We start from the raw sequence: 18,494 nt of genomic DNA, 5'->3' as shown, positions 1-18,494 counted from the left end.
ATGGAAGCATGAGCTTCCACCCAGACGCCGCCGTATCGCCCATCGCCGCGTCGTCGGTCTCCACTGTTTCTGCCAGAGCCGTACTTTTCGACATGGACGGCACCCTGGTTGATTCCACGGCGATTGTGGAGCAGGTATGGGGCGAGTTTGCGGCCCGTTACGGACTGGACATCGCCGAGATCCTCCGCACCTCGCACGGCGTGCAGGCAGGGGACACGGTGCGCCGGTTTGCTCCCGCCGGCACCGACGTGGTGGCCCTGACCGAGGAACTGGGCGCCATGGAGCGGGTCCGGACGGAAGGGATTGTCGCCTTGCCCGGGGCCGCTGAACTTCTGCGCAGCCTCCCGGCGGATGCCGTGGCGCTTGTGACTTCCGCCGACCGGATCCTTGCCGATATCCGGATGGGCGCAGCCGGGCTGGCCATGCCGGCCACCGCCGTCACGGCCGACCTTGTCACCCGGGGCAAGCCGCACCCGGAAGGCTACCTCCGGGCCGCCGAACTGCTCGGTGTGGACCCGGCCGACGCGCTGGTCTTTGAGGATGCCCCCGCTGGCATTGCGGCCGGGCTGGCCGCCGGGATCCGGACCGTTGCCATCGGGCCCAACACCGGCCCCCTGCCGGACGGTGTTCTGCACCTTGCGGACTACTCCGGCGTGTCCGTGACCACGGACGTGGACGATTCCGGTGCCAGGAGGATTTCCTTCCGGTTCTGACCCCAAACCGGTTTTCGGTCCAGTAGTCTCGGGAGGGACGTCTGAAACTATCTTGGGGGGATAGGATGACCGAAATCCCGATTGCCGGCAATAGAGGTATCGTTCAGCTGCACACCGGAGTTTTGCATGTGCAATGGATTCCAGGCCTGGCTATTTGCGAGGAAGCTGCCCTGGCTGTCATGGCGGCTGTCAACGACCTGAGCGGCGGGCGGTCATTTCCGATGCTGGTGGATATGGCCGCGACGGCGTCCATGAGCCGCGGGGCCCGGCGGGTCTTTGCCAGTCCCAGCACCGTGGCAAGGGTAGCGCTCCTCGGATCGTCCCCGGTGGACCGGGCCATGGCCAATTTCTTCCTCAGCATTAACGCTCCTGCCGCCCCAACGCGCTATTTCACCTGCCCCAAGGCAGCCATGGCGTGGCTCAGGGAAGCGTAGCCGTCGCAGTAAAGGGACCTAAACCCGGGCGAGATCGGCGCGAAGCTCCCGTACCGGAATGCGGCCCGTCGCAAGGTCGCGGGTCAGGCGGCACATGCCGCGGAGGTCTGCGATGGCCGTTTGCACCAGGTCCACGCCCGCGTCGGCACCGCTCGTCCAGTCAACCGGTACCTCGTGCACGCGGAGTCTGCATCTTTCCGCCATGATCAGCAGCTCGGTGTCGAAAAACCACTCGTTGTCCGCGGTGTGCGGAAGGAGGCGGCGGGCAACGTCTGCGCGGATTGCCTTGAATCCGCACTGCGCATCGCTGAAATGTGCACCCATCAGCACGTGCAGCAGAAGGTTGTAGCCGCGTGAAATGAACTCACGCCAAGGGCTGCGGACCACCTGCGAATCGCGCGCCAGCCGGGTTCCGATGGAGAGATCGGAGTGCCCGGACATGAGTGGCGCCACCAACGGGGCGAGCGCCGCGAGGTCGGTGGAAAGACTCACGTCCATGTAGGCAAGAACGGGTGACGGCGAAGCCAGCCAGACACTGCGAAGGGCGTTGCCGCGCCCCTTCGCGGGCAGCCGGACCACGGTGACTTCGCGGAGCTCACGGGCTATGCGTTCAGCTGCTTTGAGCGTGCCGTCGGTGCTGGCATTGTCGGCCACGGTAATCCGGAACGCGTACGGGAAGGTGCCGAGCAGATAGGCGTGCAGGTGCCGCAGGGATCGCTCCAGGTCCCGCTCCTCGTTGTAGACAGGGATGACCACATCAAGAACGGGGAGGGCAGTTCCTGCATCCCCCGGGGTTCTGGCGTCGATGGGTGCGCGGCGGGTCTGCCCCGTTGCGGGCGGCGAAACGCTGCCGGACGGAAGATCGACGGCGGCCCGCGGCTGCGATTGCGGTTGGAGTATGGATCCCGCGGCCTGGTCAGTGAGCGTCATGGTTCCACTATGCGACCGGCGGATATGAAGGATTTAGGCCAAAGCTGTGCAGCTCCTGTGGGATTTTGCCGTTGTCTGGAAACGGGCAAGGAGACGGCGGCGGTGCATCCACCGTCATTGGTGGACGCACCGCCGCCGCGGATGGTGCGTCAGGGCCCCAACAGCGAGCAGATGTTCGTTGCCGTGCCGGCCCCGGAGAATCTCCGCAATTCGTTGCCGTCGGAGTCCACGGAGAAGTTGACATTCCCCCGCGTGAGGACGAGCCCGTCAGGGGAGGGGAGTTGGAGGAGGTTATTGCCGGTCGCTCTCACTTCGACCACATTCTCGCTGGGGAACGAAAAGAAGAGGACTCCGGTGATGACCAATTTCAGGGGCTTTCCGTTTGGCCCCGTCAGGGTGATCTTCAGCCCGGGAGAAGTGCTGATGATGTCCCCTGAGGGAGTCGTGATGTTTTTGGCCTTACCGGTGACTTCACCGGTGACGAGAAAACCACAGTTCATGAATGAAGCGGGTCCGTCCACAGTGATCGGCGGGCCGGAAGGGGCTGCAACGGCCGGACTGGCAGCCGCGAAGATTGAGGCCAGGACGGCCGTCGGAACTAACCATTTTTTCATTGTTGTGCTCCCTGCATCTTGACGACGGCCCGGGGGCCGGCCGCCGCTTGGAAGACGATGGAAAGCGGCGGCGACCCAGAGTCACTCCACAACCTTGTGAAAACCTTGTGGCCCCGGGAACGGGGGCGCAGCGATCGGAAGAACTAGCCGGAGCCAAATCCCGCAAAAAAGCCGAAGGCCCCGAATCACGTGGATTCGGGGCCTTCGGCTCATGCGGACCAAGTCCGGCGAGGGTGCGCCGGCTTAGTACCAGTTGTTGGCGTAGTGGAAGTTCAGGGCGCCACAGGGGGAACCGTACCGTTCCTTCACGTAGTTCAAGCCCCAATTGATCTGGGTACGGAAGTTGGTCAGGTAGTCGGATCCGGCGCTGGCCATCTTCTCGGCCGGCAGGGACTGGACAATGCCGTACGCGCCACTGCTGGCGTTCGTGGCTGTAGTCTTCCAGTCGGATTCCTTGGTCCACAGGGTGGTCAGGCACTGCATCTGGTCGGCCGCCCAGCCGTAGGTACCGAGCTGCGAGGCGGCGTACGCCTGGGCAGCTGCGGGGTCGTCCACGGCTACTGGCGGTGCCGGGGCAGGAGCCGGTGCCGGGGCCGCAGCAGGTGCGGGTGCAGGCGCGGGTGCCGGTGCTTCCGGTGCGGACTTCTCCTCCGGTGCCGGCTGCACGTCGGACGACTGAGCTGCCAGGCTGACGGACGCCGGGGCGGGCATGGCCGATACCAGGATCTTTTCGAACGCGAGCTTCGACTCGGCGTTTGCGGTTGCGGCGCTGGCTTCGCCGGTTGCAGACGTAGCCGGGGCTGCAGGTTCTGAAGCCTGGCCGGCGGCGCCGACTCCGATCAGGACGGCGCAGGCCGTGGCTACTACAGCGGCGCGGCGGCCGGAACCCTGCAGTCCGGCAGCAAGCCGGGCCAATGGGGATGCGGTGGTGGCTGGCTCGGCGCGGTGGCGCGAACGTTCCGCAGGCGTCTTGGACTCGTCGGAAGCGCGCTCCGGACGTACTTCTAGCGTGGATTTAGTCATGGTTGCCTCTCGATGCCGGCGGAGTTAGCTGTCGGGTTCGGATGAGGTCATCCGGCCGCACGGAACTTCACGTGTCGGCTTCACCCCGAGGGCGGCTGTGCAAGATGCCCGGAGACCTGGGTCCCCCGCCTCTGCCTAATCATGAGGAAATCCGGGTAGCGGCAGAGTTTGGCGTCCATCCGGATATGCGGCTAGAACGGTGGCCGCACTCTAAAAACGGTACAGGAGTATCGCGCTTAAGTCACATTTCGGTAACGAGGATCACGACGGCGGCGCGTTGACTTGCGCCGGAACGGCTGGCTCGCCGCTCTGGAACCGGAGTTAGGCTGCCGGCGGCTCGCAGGGCAGGCGGAGGGCGAACTCGGTGCGGCCCGGGCGGGAATTTACCTCGACGGTTCCGCCGTGCGCTTCCACGATGGACTGCACGATCGACAGGCCCAGCCCGCTGGTTCCTTCGGACGCGGCTGCGCCGCCGGCGCCCGCACCTGAAGCGGAGCGGGCCGGACTGGTGCGGGCGGCGTCCGCCCTGGCAAAGCGGGCAAAGACCCGGTCGACGAACTCCGGCGGTATCCCCGCACCGTTGTCCGTCACCGTCACCACGGCACTGCCGTCGGCGGACCGCATCACGCCGGTGACCACGGTGGTTCCGGGGTCCGTGTGCTTGCGGGCATTGGAGAGGAGATTGGCCAGGACCTGGTGCAGCTGCTTGGCGTCGCCGCGGACCACAACGGGTTCGTCCGGCAGTTCAAGCTGCCAGACGCGGTCCGGCGCCATGACCTTCTCGTCGCTGACGGTTTCCACCACCAGTTGCGTCAGGTCCACATCGCTGATCTTGAGCGGCTGGCCTTCGTCCAACCGGGCCAGCAGCAGGAGATCCTCCACCAGGGTGGTCATCCGTTCCGACTGGCTCTGTACCCTGGCGAGCGATTTCTTGCCGTCAGGCGTGAAGTCCTCGGTCATCCGCATCAGTTCTGTGTAGCCGCGGATGGCAGTGAGCGGCGTGCGCAGCTCGTGCGAAGCGTCCGCCACGAACTGGCGCACCTTCGTCTCACTCTGCTGCCGGGCCTCGAGTGCCTTGGACACGTTGTCCAGCATGAGGTTGAGGGCGTGGCCCACGCTGCCCACTTCAGTTCCGGGGTGCGCGTTCGACGGCGGTACCCGGACCGCCAGTGCCACTTCGCCGGCGTCGAGCGGCATGTTAGAAACCTGCGTGGCCACCTCAGACAGCTGCTCGAGCGGTTTCATGGTGCGGCGGATGAGGACCGTTCCGGCCAGTCCGATCAGGACCAGCCCTCCCAGCGACACGATCACCATGGTCCACACCAGTGAGTTGAGCGTGTTTTGCTTTTCATCGAGGGGGAGCCCGGTGACGATCACGTCCCCGTACTGCGCTTCCACGGCAACCAGGCGGTAGGAGCCGGTGGACAGTGTCCGGTCAACCGGGCTTGCGTCGTGCCGGAGGGCCAACAGCACCTGGTCGTCCTCGGCCGAGAGCGATGCGGTCGTGGCGTCGTTGGCCAGGAACCCGGCGGTGCTGACATTTCCGTTGTCGATCCGGGCAATGAGGGTTCCGATTCCTTGGCCCTTGCCCTCCAGCGGGTCGGGCCTGCCGGCCGGGTTGCCGAGGCGTGGCCTGCCCGCTTCGTTGGAGAGCCTTGAGGCCTGGCTTAAGCGATCGTCGAGCTGCTTTGTCAGGAAGGAATCCATGGACGCGTAGCTGAACAGGCCAATGGCGCCGCAGATGGCCACCAGCAACGCCATGGCCACCAGCACCAGCCGGGTGCGGAGGTGCCACGTGGACGGATCGAGCCAGCGGCGGCGGTCCTTGCGGATCTCGCCGGAAAGCGTGGGCACCTCAGTCCGCCGGTTTGATGACGTAGCCTGCGCCGCGGACGGTGTGGATCATGGGCGGGTGCGTGGCATCCACCTTCTTGCGCAGGTAGGAAATGTAGAGCTCCACGATATTGGCCTGGCCGCCAAAGTCGTAGTCCCACACACGGTCCAGGATCTGGGCTTTGCTGACCACGCGCTTGGGGTTTTCCATGAGGTAACGGAGGAGTTCAAACTGCGTGGCCGTCAGCTGCAGTTCCTCGCCGGCGCGGGTCACTTCACGAGTGTCGATGTTGAGGACGAGGTCGCCCACCACCAGTTCGGCGGTGTCCATGGCGGCCACCCCGGAGCGCTGGACCAGCCGGTGCAGGCGAAGGAGCACCTCCTCCATGCTGAATGGCTTGGTGACGTAATCGTCGCCGCCGGCCGCCAGGCCGAGGATGCGGTCCTGGACGGCATCCTTCGCCGTCAGGAAGAGCGCAGGCACCTCCGGCGCGAAGGCGCGGATCCTGGTGAGCAGCTCGACGCCGTCGAACCCCGGGAGCATCACGTCCAGCACCAGGACATCCGGGCGGAACTCCTTGGCCAGCTTCACGGCCTCGGGACCGTCTCCCGCGACGGCTACGGACCAGCCTGCCATCCGCAGGCCCATGCTCATAAGCTCGGAGAGGCTGGGCTCGTCGTCCACCACCAAAGCCCGGATGGGGGAGCCGTCCGGGTGGGTGAGCTGGGGAAGGTTGTTAGTCATGGAGTGCGAAGTGGCCATGGGACAACTCTCCGATCTGCGGTTGAGCCGGCGCTATGGGGATCCTGTGTGCCAGCTGTGAATCCCAGCCTAGCGAGCTGAACGCGCGGACGGGCCCTTGTTTGGCCGACCGGTGCGGATCGGCCGGCTTCGCGAGGCGGAAAGGGGTATTGGAAAGGTCACAGCTTGACCTCTTGTCCCGCACAGGCCCCGCACAGGAACCCTTCGGAGTCTGGAGTGGACCAAGCCCCCTGCACCAGGAGAACGCCATGAACAACAACCACCCCGCGCCTGTACCGGAGAGCGATGCTGACGGGACAACGGAAGGCAAGCCGCTTCAGGATGCCAGCGCTGTGCGCGGCCTTGCCAGCAGCCCCGCGGGTGGCGGGCAGGGCGGTGGGTGGGGAACGCCGTCGTCGGCCGCTGTCTCCGGTTTCCCGCCGGCAGCCGGATGGGGCTCGCCCGGGCAGCCCGGCGGCTGGCCTACCCCGGACGGCACTTCGAAACCGTGGACCATGAAGCGCGGGGTGGTGGTGGCCGGAGCGGCGGCTGTCCTTGCGGGCGGGGCCGGCGTGGGAATCTATGCCTTGACGACCAGTTCCGCGTCGGCCGACGCCGCCGACGGCACGGCCGACGCAGGCGCATTGCAGGAAACGCTGCCGGGCGCCCGTGGCGGGGCGCAGGGCGGGTTTGCCGACGGCGGGATGCCGGCCCAGGGCGGCGGTCCCGGAAACTTCGCCCCGGAAGGCCTCGGTGGAATGGGCAGCGGAGTATCTGCCGCCGTCCACTCCGAGTACGTCATCCTCCAGGACGGCGCCTACGTCACCAAAGTTGAACAGCAGGGGACGGTCACGGAGATCAGTTCCGGCGCCGTGACTGTCAAGAGCACCGACGGGTTCAGCCGCACCTATTCACTGGATTCGGACGTGGCGGTGAGCAATCAGCAACAACGGCGTCAACAGGCTGGCGGGACGTCCGCCAGCACACTGACCGTGGCCGATATCGTGTCCGGTGCCATGGTAAGGATAGTTGCCGCAAAGGATGGTGACAGCTTCCCTGCGGAGTCCGTCCAGCTGGTGGCCGCGACGCTCGCCGGGCAGTCAAACTGACCTGGCATGCTGCGCGGGCAGGAATTTTTCTGCTGGGCCCGGCCAGGGGCTGGACATGTGCCACTAGGGAGCGTTGGTATTTCAGCAATACGGTACGGGCTGAATTTTTGTGCCGAAAAGGTTCGTTTTGAAGAAGAAAATTCGGAATTTTGGGAATTCCGATCGATCGTTCTGAAAAACACCTGTTATTTTATTGGCATTTCAGAATCGTGATTTGGGCCACAATGTGGGCTTTTGTCTCACGATGCGGACGATTCCGTCCATTGTTACTTGCAAGTTTTCATTGTTACGTTGCACACTTCAATTGTGAACAAGAACTCAACAGCACCTGCAGCCGCAGAATCCTGGACCAGCCCACCCGCTGGCGAAGACATGCGCTGTTGTCGAATGCACGCCTAACTTTCCCACCCCGAGAAGTTTTTAGGCATTCGCCCCTAGCCCAGCGTCGGGCGCCCCTCCCCAGATCTCATTGCGGGGAAAGCCAGCATTCGAGCCGCGATGACGGCCATTCACATTGAGGTAAGCATTCCATGTCAGTTGCATCTGGATACGTCCACATCTCCGTCCGAAACGCCAACAAGGGCGGCCAGCCTTCCGGCCTCCGCCAGGGCTTCGGTGCCCGTCCGGCGTTCGCCCCGGCAGCCCCCGGCAACAGCTTCCCGGCCCCCGGCTATGCGCCGCAGGGCTACAACCCGAACTCGTACGGCCAGCTCCGCGCTGTTCCCGCCGCCGAGTCCGCTCCCCAGACGGCGCCCACCCCGGTGATCGCCCCGGCCAACGGCAGCGCCGTCCGCCCCGTCGCCAACGAAAATGTTGCCCGTGGATTTGTGCTCTACATGGGAATCGATGAGGAAACCGCTGCAGCAGCCGGCACCTCAATTGCCAAGCTTGCCCAGGAAATCCGTGCCTACGCCCAGTCCCTCGTCTCCGGCGCGGAGAGCTACGCCGCGGTGGCGGTTGCCCCTGCCAGCGCCCCGGGTTCCGCGCTCGACGTCGTTCGGTCTACCTTCGGTGACCCCACCGTCAACTCCCGCCAGCGCACCGAGACCACCCGGCTGCCGCAGCCGCAGGATCCCCGTCCGTCCGGCGTCCTCATCGACCTGGCCCGCCGCGAGGTCCACCTTGACGGCGAATCCCTGAACCTCACGTTCAAGGAGTTCGAGCTCCTCAACTACCTCGTGGAGAACGGCACCCGCACCGTGGGCCGCGACGAACTCCTCGAGGGCCTGTGGCGCAACGCCGAAGAGGTTCCCAACGAGCGGACCATCGACGTCCACATCCGCCGCCTCCGCTCCAAGCTGGGCCGCCTCGCCAACACCGTGCGCACCGTCCGCGGCCAGGGCTACCGGTTCTACGAGCACCCTGAAGTTGTGGTCTGGGCCGCTCCGGAATACTCCATCTAGTCTTTAGGTCTGCGCAAAGCGTCCGTTCCCTTGACTGGGGACGGGCGCTTTCGCTTTCGCGGCACGATCCCTCGGCGCCTGCGCTCGTTCCTCACGCAACAACGGCGCTTTCGGGATGTGCCGCTACGCTGCAGCGCCCTCACTTGGCTGGACGGCTCTTTGCGCGTTCGGACCTCTGTGTATGTGCCTCCGCGGCTTAGTTCATATGGCCCAATGGCCCTGTTGGCCTGGGGTCCGGCGGCGTAGGCTCTGATCGTTTATCCGACTATCAGGAGGAACTATGTCTGTAGCACGCATTACCACCCTGAGCGCAAATTCCAAGACGTCGTTTGATGCCGCCATCAAGGAGGGCATCGAACGCGCCAACAAGACACTTCGGGGTGTCACGGGGGCGTGGGTCAAGGAGCAGAAAGTCGAAATCGCTGACGGCGCCGTCGTCGCCTGGCACGTCGTGCTGGAAGTGACCTTCGTCCTGGACGACTAAACCCTTTGCAGGGCGGCCGTGCCCTGCGGGGCAGGGCCGCCGCACTAGGATTGATGCATGAGCGAGCATCACATCAGGCGTTTGATCCTCATGCGGCACTCCAAGGCAGACTGGCCCGGAGGCGTGCCGGACCACGAGCGTCCGCTGGAAGAGCGCGGACACCGTGAAGCTCCGCTGGCCGGCAAATGGCTGCGCAAGCACGGAGTGATTCCCGATTTCATCCTCTGCTCCAGCGCGCTCCGGACCCGGCAGACGTGCACGTGGGTGTGCGCTGAACTGGGGGACCAAGCCCCGACGCCGAAACTCGAGGACGGCCTCTACGGCGCCTCCGCGTTGCGCATGCTGAAGGTCATCAACCATGTCCCGGACACCGTGACCACGCTGATGGTGATCTCCCACATGCCCGGCGTCCAGGACCTTGCCATGCACCTGGCGTCCCGCGATTCCAACCACGACGCTTACATGGACGCCGCCACCCGGTTTCCCACCAGCGGACTGACCGTGCTGGAAACGGAAAAAACCTGGGCTGAACTGGACGGCCAGGACGCCCGGCTTACGCGGTTCAAGGTGCCCCGGGCGCATTAGGAAAACCCTGCCCGCTGGCGTGCGGTTCATGGCCAGTGCGGGGTTTGTGATGTTTACTGGAGATATTCATCAGTGCCCCGGTTAAGAGGAGAACAACGTGGACTCAGGACAGCTTGTGGGGATCATTATCGGTGTCGTGGTGGTGGCTGCGATCATTGCCGCGGTGCTGTTCTTCAACCGGAAGCGCAAGCTGGAGGCGGACCGGAACCGGGCCGCGGAGATCCGTGAAAAAGCCATGGCCGACGAGCTTGGAGCGCGGGAACGCGAGGCCAAAGCAGCACGTGCCGAAGCCGACGCCAAGCAGGCCGAAGTCGAGGCAGAGCGCCTGCGCCGCGACGCCCGCGAGAAGCAAGCAGAAGCCGAACGCGTCCGGGCCTCGTCGCAGGAGCAGCTGCGTAAAGCCGACGAGGTTGATCCGGACGTAGTCACCGCTGAGCGGCCCGATGCCGACCGGCACGACTCGGACCGGCACGATGCCGACCGTCACGACACGGACCGCCATGACACCGATCGCCATGACGCGGACCGGCACGACGCCGACCGGCACGTTGAGACCACACCTGCCGAGCCGCAGACGCGCGCCGAAGCCGGAACCCGCGGGCGCGGGGACGCCGTCCCCGCCGCACCCGGTACCACTGAACCGCGCACCGCTCAACCGCACACCACCGAGCCGGGCACACCTGAGACGGGCACACCTGAGACGGGCACACCTCGCCAGCGTGAGGCTGCCGACCGTGATGCGACGGAGCGCGACGTTGCCGACCGCGACTCGGCCCGTGGCGACGACGTGCCTGACCGCCGTGGGGACGGGACTCCCGGAGAGCGGCCCCGGAATCTCTGAGAACGCGGCCGGTGACACGGACTTCCTGAACCCGCAGCCCGCAGAATGAACTTTCGACATTCCGCACTGGCGGTCCTTGTGGCCGTCCTGTGGGGCGCCAATTTCGTTGCGATCGACCTTGGCCTGCACGCAGACGGCATGGAAGTGCCGCCCCTGCTTTTTGTAGCCATGCGCTTCATCCTGGTTGTCTTCCCCTGGATCTTCTTCATCCGCAGGCCCGCTGTCAGTTGGCGGGCCATCCTCGGCGTCGGCCTCTTCATGAGTGCCGGACAATTCGGGCTCCTCTACCTGGCCATGGCGCTGGGCATGCCTGCAGGGCTGGCCTCCCTGGTACTCCAGGCGCAGGTGTTGCTTACCGTTCTGCTGGCTGCCGGAATCCTGGGGGAACGTCCCAGCGGCAGGCAGTTCACCGGCGTCGTCCTCGGGGTGGCCGGCCTCGCGGTGGTGGCAGTGGGCCGCAGCATGGTCGCCCCTGTCCTTCCCCTGATCATTGTCCTGGCGGCGGCGCTGTCCTGGGCGGCCGGCAACATCATTGCCCGGCAGGCCAGGGCATCCTCCGGCCTGGGGCTCGTTGTATGGTCCGGTGCGGTGGTTCCGCTGCCCCTGATCGGCCTCTCACTGCTGATCGACGGCCCGGCCGCCGTGGGCGGGACCCTGGCCGGCCTGCAAGTGGTCACCATCCTGAGCGCCATCTACACGGCAGTCCTCGGGTCCCTGGTGGGTTACGGAATCTGGAACTGGCTCCTGGGCATGTATCCGTCGTCGGCGGTGGTTCCCTTCACCCTGCTTGTCCCGGTGGTGGGAATGACGACGGCGTGGCTGGTCCTGGGCGAGGTCCCTTCACCGGCCGAGGTGGCTGGCGGACTCCTCCTGCTGGCCGGGGTTGCTATCGCCGTACTCCGGCCGGGCCGGAACGGGGCCACCCCGGGCCAGCGACGATGGCATGCTCAACGCCGTGATGCGGCCTTTGCCGGGGATTTAGGCGACTTGGCCGCCGCCGACGGGGCCCGCTTGGCCGCCGGAGCGCGGACGGCACCTGAACGGGACGCGGGGACGCGCCCGTAAGTGGTGCCCGCGGCCGGACGGGGCGTCTGCCGGGCCGCTGGCCGCCGGGCAGCGGTTGCGGGCTTGCGCCGGACCGGCTGCGTGCGCCCGGACTGATCGCGGCCGGACCGGAGCCGCTTGCCGGCCGGCCACACAGCGCCGGCGAAGAGCACCAGGAGCGTTCCGACGCCGGAAACAGCGGCGAGGTAGAAGTAGATGTCGGAGTCCTGGGTGGTGACAGCCGCTCCCAGCGAGTCCGGCTCGGCCGTGAACGCCAGTCCCCACATGCGGAGGAAGGCGATGGCGAACCCGATGAACAGGCTGGTCCCGACGCCTCCCGCCAGGAGGGCCAGGTTGCGTCCCCGGGCCACCACCTGGATGACCGAGGCAAGGTATCCCACCGCCACGGCCCCGAGGAACGTGTACAGCACGGCCTCTTCAAGCGTGATCGCGGAGAGCACCAGGAGGACCGCAGCGGCGAAAGCCGCAACGATGGCTGTCCTTCCGCTGTTACCCATGTGGCGCATGTGACTAATCTTCCCCGATGCGGGCTACTTCCGGACGTAGCCACGCATGATTGCCATAATGGCCGCAACACTTTGTTCGCGGGTGCGTTCGGGGTTGTAGGTCTGGCGGTCCAGGCCCACCACGAAGCAGGCGCCGAAGATGGCCGTTTCCAGGCTGCCCCGAGAGATGGATTCATCCACGGGGTACTGCGCCGCGACGCGCTCGATGGCGGCGCCGATCACTTCGAGGAGGCGGCCGCGGAGCTCGGCAAAGGTGTCCTGCCATTCGCTGGGAATCCGCCAGTTCTCACTGACCCAAAGCCGGGCAAAGGACGGGTACTCGGCCATGAAGTCCATGGCCTGGCCGATCATTCCGTCCATGGCCGCCAACGGATCGGCAGAGGAGTCCTGCACGCTCAGCAGCCGGGCATGCAGGATGTCCACGCCGTGGCGCAGCAGCTGGGCGATCAGATCTGACTTGCTGCCGAAGTTGTAGTACACGGTGCCTTTGGAGACGCCGGCTGCCGCCGCGATCTCGTCCACGGTGACCCCGGCCGCGCCACGCTCTCCGATCAGCTCCATGGAGGCATCGAACAACTTCTGCTTGGTGGCATTCGTACGGGCCGGCCGGAGCTTCTTTTCGCCGGCTTCCTGCATGCTCATACGGCGATCTCCGGTTTCAGGGACTTCAAGGTCCAGAACTTGTGCTTGTGGACGGCCAGCGTTGACAGCGCGGCCCCCAGCACAGTGTAGCCAAACAGGCCCGCCACGGTTGGCAGGATCATGGACAGGTCCGCGCCGTAGATCAGGTGCCGCATGCCGGTCACCACGTAGCCCATGGGGAGGATCTCGTGCACCACGTGCAGGGGCGGGGGAGTGGTCTGCCAGGGGAAGGTGCCGCCGGATGACACCAGCTGGAGTACCAGCAGGATCAGCACCACCAGCTTCCCCGGGGACCCAAGCAGTGCGACGACGCCCTGGATGATGGCACTGAACGCCATCGCGGCCGCCAGCATGAACAGCCACATCAGCACCGGGTGGGCGGGGTTGAGGCCCAGCGCCACGTCCACCACCAGGGTAAGCAGGCTCGCCTGGACGACCGAGACGGCGAGGAACGGCAGCCAGCCGCCCAGGGCGATCTTCCATGACGGCGCGTTGGACGCCAGTGCCCGCTGCGTAATGGGCCGCATGGCCTGGATCAGCATGAAGATGCCGATCCAGAGGGCAAGGGTAAGGAAGAAGGGCGCCAGGCCTGCCCCGTAGGACCCGGCTTTCGCCTGCGAGATATTGCTGACGGCCACGGGATCGGCCATCACCTTGGACAGGCTGCTCTTCTGCGCGTCATCGGGGTTGGGCACCTGGCCGGCCCCCTTGGCCAGTTCCGAGGCAAGGGTGCCTGCCCCGCTGGCGGCCGTGGCGGCGCCGTCCTCAAGCTGTGCCGCACCGCCGTCGAGCGCGCCGGCACCTTCGGCGAGCTTCGCGGTGCCGTCAACGGCACTTTGTTCGCCGGCCGCCAAGGCAGAAGTCCCGGTATGGAGCTGGTCCGCGCCGGCGGACGCCTGGGCGATGGCGCCGGTCAGGGCCGGCGTGGCCGCTGCCAGTTTGGCGGCACCGGCACTGACGGCGGCGGAGCCGTCCGCGAGCTGCTGGATCTGCGCGGCGTCGGACTGGATCTTCGCCTTGGCGTCAGCCACCGGCCCGGAGGCTGCTGCTGCGTCGAAGTCCGCGAGGATGCTGTCCGCCTGCGCCTGGGTGATGATTCCGGCGGCCAGCAGCCTGCCGTTTGACTCCACCACACGGTTCCGCAGCCCCTGGTCCGCGGCGTTCAATTGACCGACGACGTCCTGCACCTTGGTGTTCAACGTGGCGTTTCCGGCTGCGACCTGCGCGGCACCGTCGGCCAGCTTTTGTGAGTCTGCGGGGAGCGAGGCTGTCTTATCTTTCAGTTGCCCGAGTCCGTCGCTGAGCCGGGCCGCGCCGGCGTCCAGCTGGGTGGCGCCGTCGCGCAGCTTGAGCTGTCCGGCATAGAGCTCGCCGACGCCGGCGCTCAGCTGCGAGGTGCCGTCATGCAGGGTGACCGTGCCGTCGCGGAGCCTGGTCACGCCGTCAGAAAGCTGGCCGGCGCCGTCGGCGGCTTTGACCATCTGGGTGTGGATGGTGCCGAAGCCGGTGAGCAGCTGGTTGGCGGTTTCCTCGCCCACTTCCTTGGCCACGCTTGAGTGGACGACCGTGGTCAGCTTGTCCACGATGGTGCTCAGGAGGTAGTTGTTGGCGTCGTTGGTGGTCACGTTGAGCATGGCCTGGTTGGCGGCGTCAAAGCTGCCGGGGGAGACGAGGTTGGCGGAGAAATCCTTTGGAATCTTGAGGGCGAAGGCATACTTGCCGCTGCTGACGCCCTGGTCAGCCTGCTCGGCGGAATCCACGGACTGCCAGTTGAACACGTGCCCGTCCACCAGGCTGTCCGCCACGGTCCGGCCCGCCTGCAGCTGCGTTCCGTCGCTGGAGGTGGCGCCGGTGTCTTCCACCACCAGGGCCGCATCGATTTGGTCCAGGTTGCTGTACGGATCCCAGTTGGCATACAGATATACCGCGCCGTACAGGAGCGGAACCATGGTCAGGGCAAGGATGGTCAGCTTGGGCAGCAGCCCGCCGGTCATGCGCTTGAGTTCGGAGCGGGCCAGCCGCAGCACAGTCACTTTGCGTCCTCTGTTTCGTTTTCGGGGCTGGAGTCTTTGTCCGGCACAGCGTTGCCGATCACCGCGCCGGGGCCCGTCCAGGTCTCCGGGAGGGCAGCCACGGTGGCGACGACGGCGAGCGGCCGGCCGCCGTCGTACGCCAGCTCCCGGAGCCGCGGCAGCCAGTCCGCGGGATCCGCGCTATGGCGGTCGGGGGAGTCCACCACCAGAAGGTCCGTGTGCGGGTTGGCGAGCGCGAGGGCGGTGAGCAGTTCGATGCGCTTGGCCGGGGCCAGCTGTTCCGTCCAGAGGCCGGCGATGTCCTCGAACCGGTTGACCTTGAGCCACGGTTTGCTGAGGAGTGCGCCGCGATAGCGCCGCGGGATCAGCGCAAGGTCTTCCGTGACGAGATCCCGCACGCTCAGGTGCTGTTCCGGTTCGTTGACGCCCGGCGCGTCCACGAGCGAGCTGGCCGCCCGGAGGTGCTTCGTCTTCGCCCGGCCGTCCCACAGGAGCTCGCCGGAGGAGAGCTTCATCCGCCCGCTCAGGGTGAGTGCCAGTGCGGTCCTCTGGTCCTGGCGCGTGCCGGAAACCAGGAGCAGTTCGCCGCGCCGAGCCTGGAGCGACGTGGGAGGGAGCAGATCGTCCCGCCGGCCGTTCACGTGAAGCTGTCGAACCGAGAGCATGGAAGCCTTTCGCAGTGGGTGTCTGCTACAAGGCTAACTAAACTGACTGGTCAGTTCAAATAGATTGACCGAGGTGTGACCAAACAGTCAGAGTCCGTACTCCTCCAGCAGGCGCAGCCACACTTCGCTGACCGTGGGATAGGACGGCACGGCGTGCCACAGCCGGTCCAGCGGCACCTCGCCCACCACCGCGATGGTGGCGGCGTGCAGGAGTTCCGCCACGTCCGGGCCGGCGAAGGTGGCGCCGAGGAGCACCTTCCGGTCCTCGTCCACCACCAGCTGGGCCCAGCCTTCGTAGTGTTCCGAATGCAGCGAAGACCCCGCGACGCTGATGGGAAGCTCCACTGAGGAGACCCGGTAGCCGTCCTTCTGTGCCTGCTCCGCGGACCGGCCCACGCTGGCCAGCTCAGGGTCGGTGAACACGACGTTGGGCACGGCATGCTCGTTGGCGGTCTGCGCGAAGCGGCTCCACGGCTCCGGCGCCCCCTTCAGCTCGCCTTTGGCCCGCGCCGCGATGGCATCTCCCGTAGCCCGCGCCGAATATTTGCCCTGGTGCGTCAGCATCACCCGGCCGGCCGCGTCCCCCACGGCGTAGAGCCAGCCGCCGTCGCCGTTGCCGTCGCCGTCGCCGTCGTCGATCCCCGCCACCAGGCCCGTGGTGTCCGTACGGAGCGGCGGCACTTTGCCGTCGGTGGAACCAAGCCCCACTGTTTCCAGCCCCAGCCCGTCCAGCGCAGGGTGGCGGCCGGTGGCAACGAGGAGGCGTTCAGCCGTGACGCTGTCGCCGTCGGCCAGGTCAACGGTGAAGGAGCCGCCTCCGCCCTTGCTGACCCGCTCCGTGCCGGTGTTGAGGCGGACGTCCACGCCGTCGGCCCGCAAACCGGCCAGCACCAGGTCTGCGGCATCCTTGGGATACATGCTGAGCAGCCCGCCGCGCGCCACGAGCGTCACGGCGCAGCCCAGCCGGGCGAAAGCCTGCGCCAGCTCCGTCCCGGCCACCCCGCCGCCGAGGACCACCAGGCTGCGCGGAATGCTGCGTGCGGACGTGGCCTCGCGGGTGGTCCAATATCCCAGCCCTGCCAGGCCGGCAACCGGCGGCGCCGTGGGGGCAGAACCGGTGCAGAGCACGACGGCGTGCCTCGCCGCGAGCTGGTAGCTGACACCGTCGCGCCCGGCTACTTCGACGGCTCGCGGACCGGTAAGGCGGCCGCGGCCCCTGATCAGTTCGATCCCGGTGTCCTCGAGCCATTTGACCTGGCCGTCATCCTGCCAGTTCGACGTGAAATAGTCGCGGCGCTTGAGGACGGCGGAGGCGTCCAGGGTGCGCGTGACGGCCTCCCCGGCGCCGGGCACCGTCTGTGCGCCATGGAGGGCCGTCCCAGGGCGCAGCAGCGCCTTGGACGGCATGCAGGCCCAGTAGGAGCATTCGCCGCCCACCAGCTCCGCCTCGATGATGACCGCGGTCAGGCCGCCCTGGACCACGCGGTCCGCGACGTTTTCCCCCACGGCTCCGGCGCCGATCACAATGACATCGAATGCTCGTTCAACTCTGGCCGTCATGGCACCAGACTACGCCCGGCGAAGGCCCCGATCCGCGGGATGAATCGCAGGGGATGGGCGCGGGGAACCGGGACAGTGTTTAGCGCGGGAACTTAACAGAAGGTGGGACATCCAATATTGTTTGCTGTGACCCACTCAGCACAGTGGTTCAGGACACTCGGTTAGGGGAACCATGACTACATCAGGCGTCGCTTCGAAGGCGCGCTTCAGCGCCCAGGCCCGGCTCCGCGCTCTGCAGGCGGACATCATGGACCTCATCCTGGAGCGCGAGCTTGAGGCGGGTGACCCGCTTCCCACCGAAAACGAACTGGCCCTCGCGCTGGGCGTGGGCCGCAATACCCTTCGTGAATCCCTCAAGGTCCTGCAGGCGCTCGGCGTCGTCGAGATCCGCCACGGATTCGGCATGTTCGTGGCGCCCAGCAACTTTGATGCGCTGGCGGACGGCATGACATTCCGTGGCAGGCTGTCGCTGCGGCATAAGGGCGATGAGGCGCTGGAGCTGGTGGATGTCCGTCAGGCGCTGGAATCAGGCCTGATCGGCAGCGCGATGGACAAGATGACCGCCGGCCAGCTCGCAGCGGTTGAGGAGTCCGTGACCCGGATGGAGGAACTCGCCGCCGCCGGGGAGCCGTTTGTGGAGGCTGACGCGGAATTTCACCGGCGCTTGTTCGAGCCGCTCAACAACGCCCTGCTGATCAGCCTGCTGGCCGTCTTCTGGAAGGTGTACCGGCAGATCCATCTGGAGGTCGGCACCGGTGCCGAGGACCTCAGCGAGATGGCGGCAGTGCACCGCCGCATCTACGAGGCCGTGGCAGGCGGGGACAAGGCGCTGGCCGCTGAACGGCTTGCCCACCATTTCGACGGCATCCGCCACCGCATCTACGAGGTCATAGAGAAGTAGGCAGCCGGAGGGCGCCGCACCGGTCCGTAGCTGAAACAAACTGAAACAAAAAAAGATCCGCACCGGCGAACCGGTGCGGATCTTTCTTCTTCTGTGCGCCCAAAGGGATTCGAACCCCTGACCTTCTGTTCCGTAGACAGACGCTCTATCCAGCTGAGCTATGGGCGCATTCTCGGCTCCGGGAGTTTTTCGTTCACCCCCGAACCTCGAATTACTTTACGCGAGTTCCGGTGGAGTTCCAAATCGAAACGCGTGTAATCTGCACGACTAGACCGGTCTATGTGACCTTACTCACAAAAAGGGGTGAATTGCTAGATCTGTTTCCTTGATTTTCCGCGGTTTTTGCTTTTTTGCCGCCCGGACATCCCATGTCTGACTCAAAATATGCAGTGGTCTAGAGCCCTAGCATTT

19 protein-coding genes, 1 tRNA gene and 1 riboswitch are annotated in these 18,494 nt (G+C 66.0%); of the genes, 10 read left to right on the top strand and 10 right to left on the bottom strand.

Annotation, left to right across the window (positions count from 1 at the left end; all coding sequences use genetic code 11):
• Positions 1 to 8: 8 nt before the first annotated feature.
• Both AC6JAC_RS18800 and AC6JAC_RS18795 read left to right on the top strand, forming a co-directional pair.
• Entirely contained in the window at positions 9 to 713 is a 705-nt protein-coding gene (locus tag AC6JAC_RS18800) for an HAD-IA family hydrolase (protein ID WP_028271077.1), read from the top strand.
• A gap of 128 nt (positions 714 to 841) precedes the next feature.
• The gene (locus tag AC6JAC_RS18795) at positions 842 to 1,147 is read left to right on the top strand and encodes a DUF7793 family protein (RefSeq protein WP_231511233.1); all 306 of its coding nucleotides are present in this window, start codon (positions 842 to 844) and stop codon (positions 1,145 to 1,147) included.
• A gap of 18 nt (positions 1,148 to 1,165) precedes the next feature.
• On the opposite strand, the gene AC6JAC_RS18790 is transcribed toward AC6JAC_RS18795, so the two are convergent.
• Positions 1,166 to 2,077: a dolichyl-phosphate beta-glucosyltransferase gene (locus AC6JAC_RS18790; protein WP_497966036.1), complete on the bottom strand. Its 912-nt coding sequence runs from the start codon at positions 2,075 to 2,077 to the stop codon at positions 1,166 to 1,168.
• 357 nt (positions 2,078 to 2,434) lie between these two features.
• Here AC6JAC_RS18790 and AC6JAC_RS18785 point away from each other — a divergent pair, with 357 nt between their 5' ends.
• Positions 2,435 to 2,713 (top strand): hypothetical protein, encoded by a 279-nt coding sequence (locus AC6JAC_RS18785; protein WP_497966034.1) that lies wholly within the window; start codon positions 2,435 to 2,437, stop codon positions 2,711 to 2,713.
• Positions 2,714 to 2,934: 221 nt separating this feature from the next.
• Here the strand turns inward: AC6JAC_RS18785 and AC6JAC_RS18780 are convergent, their stop codons facing one another.
• The 3 genes from AC6JAC_RS18780 to AC6JAC_RS18770 form a co-directional block, all read right to left on the bottom strand.
• Complete coding sequence (locus tag AC6JAC_RS18780; RefSeq protein ID WP_347899916.1) at positions 2,935 to 3,714, bottom strand: aggregation-promoting factor C-terminal-like domain-containing protein; 780 nt, start codon at positions 3,712 to 3,714, stop codon at positions 2,935 to 2,937.
• A riboswitch (cyclic di-AMP (ydaO/yuaA leader) is annotated at positions 3,714 to 3,888 on the bottom strand. Its footprint overlaps the gene before it by 1 nt.
• Positions 3,889 to 4,035: 147 nt before the next feature.
• A complete protein-coding gene (locus AC6JAC_RS18775) occupies positions 4,036 to 5,568 on the bottom strand; it encodes a HAMP domain-containing sensor histidine kinase (RefSeq protein ID WP_497966032.1) in 1,533 nt (510 codons plus the stop codon).
• A 1-nt stretch (position 5,569) separates the two neighbouring features.
• On the bottom strand, positions 5,570 to 6,310 hold the full coding sequence (locus AC6JAC_RS18770; protein WP_028271072.1) for a response regulator transcription factor: 741 nt from the start codon (positions 6,308 to 6,310) through the stop codon (positions 5,570 to 5,572).
• Between the two features lie 248 nt (positions 6,311 to 6,558).
• Here AC6JAC_RS18770 and AC6JAC_RS18765 point away from each other — a divergent pair, with 248 nt between their 5' ends.
• The 6 genes from AC6JAC_RS18765 to AC6JAC_RS18740 all read left to right on the top strand — a co-directional run bounded on the left by AC6JAC_RS18765 (position 6,559) and on the right by AC6JAC_RS18740 (position 11,776).
• Positions 6,559 to 7,398, top strand: coding sequence for a hypothetical protein (locus AC6JAC_RS18765; RefSeq protein ID WP_497966030.1), 840 nt, complete (start codon positions 6,559 to 6,561; stop codon positions 7,396 to 7,398).
• A 530-nt stretch (positions 7,399 to 7,928) separates the two neighbouring features.
• Positions 7,929 to 8,801 (top strand): winged helix-turn-helix domain-containing protein, encoded by an 873-nt coding sequence (locus AC6JAC_RS18760; protein WP_028271071.1) that lies wholly within the window; start codon positions 7,929 to 7,931, stop codon positions 8,799 to 8,801.
• A gap of 280 nt (positions 8,802 to 9,081) precedes the next feature.
• Entirely contained in the window at positions 9,082 to 9,285 is a 204-nt protein-coding gene (locus AC6JAC_RS18755) for a dodecin family protein (protein WP_028271070.1), read from the top strand.
• 57 nt (positions 9,286 to 9,342) lie between these two features.
• Positions 9,343 to 9,870, top strand: coding sequence for a SixA phosphatase family protein (locus AC6JAC_RS18750; RefSeq protein WP_028271069.1), 528 nt, complete (start codon positions 9,343 to 9,345; stop codon positions 9,868 to 9,870).
• A gap of 97 nt (positions 9,871 to 9,967) precedes the next feature.
• Positions 9,968 to 10,711, top strand: coding sequence for a hypothetical protein (locus AC6JAC_RS18745; protein ID WP_497966027.1), 744 nt, complete (start codon positions 9,968 to 9,970; stop codon positions 10,709 to 10,711).
• A 45-nt stretch (positions 10,712 to 10,756) separates the two neighbouring features.
• A complete protein-coding gene (locus tag AC6JAC_RS18740) occupies positions 10,757 to 11,776 on the top strand; it encodes an EamA family transporter (RefSeq protein WP_454697616.1) in 1,020 nt (339 codons plus the stop codon).
• Here AC6JAC_RS18740 and AC6JAC_RS18735 read toward each other — a convergent pair.
• From AC6JAC_RS18735 to AC6JAC_RS18715, 5 genes are all read right to left on the bottom strand, one after another.
• A complete protein-coding gene (locus AC6JAC_RS18735; RefSeq protein WP_497966025.1) occupies positions 11,659 to 12,282 on the bottom strand; it encodes a hypothetical protein in 624 nt (207 codons plus the stop codon). The two genes, AC6JAC_RS18740 and AC6JAC_RS18735, sit on opposite strands and share 118 nt — an antisense overlap.
• 24 nt (positions 12,283 to 12,306) lie before the next feature.
• Entirely contained in the window at positions 12,307 to 12,924 is a 618-nt protein-coding gene (locus tag AC6JAC_RS18730) for a TetR/AcrR family transcriptional regulator (protein WP_028271067.1), read from the bottom strand.
• Positions 12,921 to 14,957: a YhgE/Pip family protein gene (locus AC6JAC_RS18725; protein WP_497966023.1), complete on the bottom strand. Its 2,037-nt coding sequence runs from the start codon at positions 14,955 to 14,957 to the stop codon at positions 12,921 to 12,923. The genes AC6JAC_RS18730 and AC6JAC_RS18725 overlap by 4 nt, the downstream gene beginning before the upstream one ends.
• Positions 14,954 to 15,622, bottom strand: coding sequence for an ABC transporter ATP-binding protein (locus AC6JAC_RS18720; protein ID WP_497966021.1), 669 nt, complete (start codon positions 15,620 to 15,622; stop codon positions 14,954 to 14,956). Before AC6JAC_RS18720 ends, AC6JAC_RS18725 begins: the two co-directional genes overlap by 4 nt.
• Before the next feature lie 87 nt (positions 15,623 to 15,709).
• Positions 15,710 to 17,182 carry a dihydrolipoyl dehydrogenase family protein gene (locus AC6JAC_RS18715; RefSeq protein ID WP_497966019.1) on the bottom strand — a complete coding sequence of 491 codons (1,473 nt, stop codon included), beginning with the start codon at positions 17,180 to 17,182 and terminating at the stop codon, positions 15,710 to 15,712.
• A gap of 172 nt (positions 17,183 to 17,354) precedes the next feature.
• Between AC6JAC_RS18715 and AC6JAC_RS18710 the strand changes: the two genes are divergently transcribed.
• Entirely contained in the window at positions 17,355 to 18,083 is a 729-nt protein-coding gene (locus AC6JAC_RS18710; RefSeq protein ID WP_028271063.1) for a FadR/GntR family transcriptional regulator, read from the top strand.
• A gap of 94 nt (positions 18,084 to 18,177) precedes the next feature.
• Here the strand turns inward: AC6JAC_RS18710 and AC6JAC_RS18705 are convergent.
• Positions 18,178 to 18,251 (bottom strand) — tRNA-Arg (locus AC6JAC_RS18705).
• Between the last annotated feature and the right edge of the window lie 243 nt (positions 18,252 to 18,494).

It is taken from the genome of Arthrobacter sp. KUASC02 (assembly GCF_059739395.1).
This window is presented reverse-complemented; position numbering and strand designations above follow the sequence as displayed.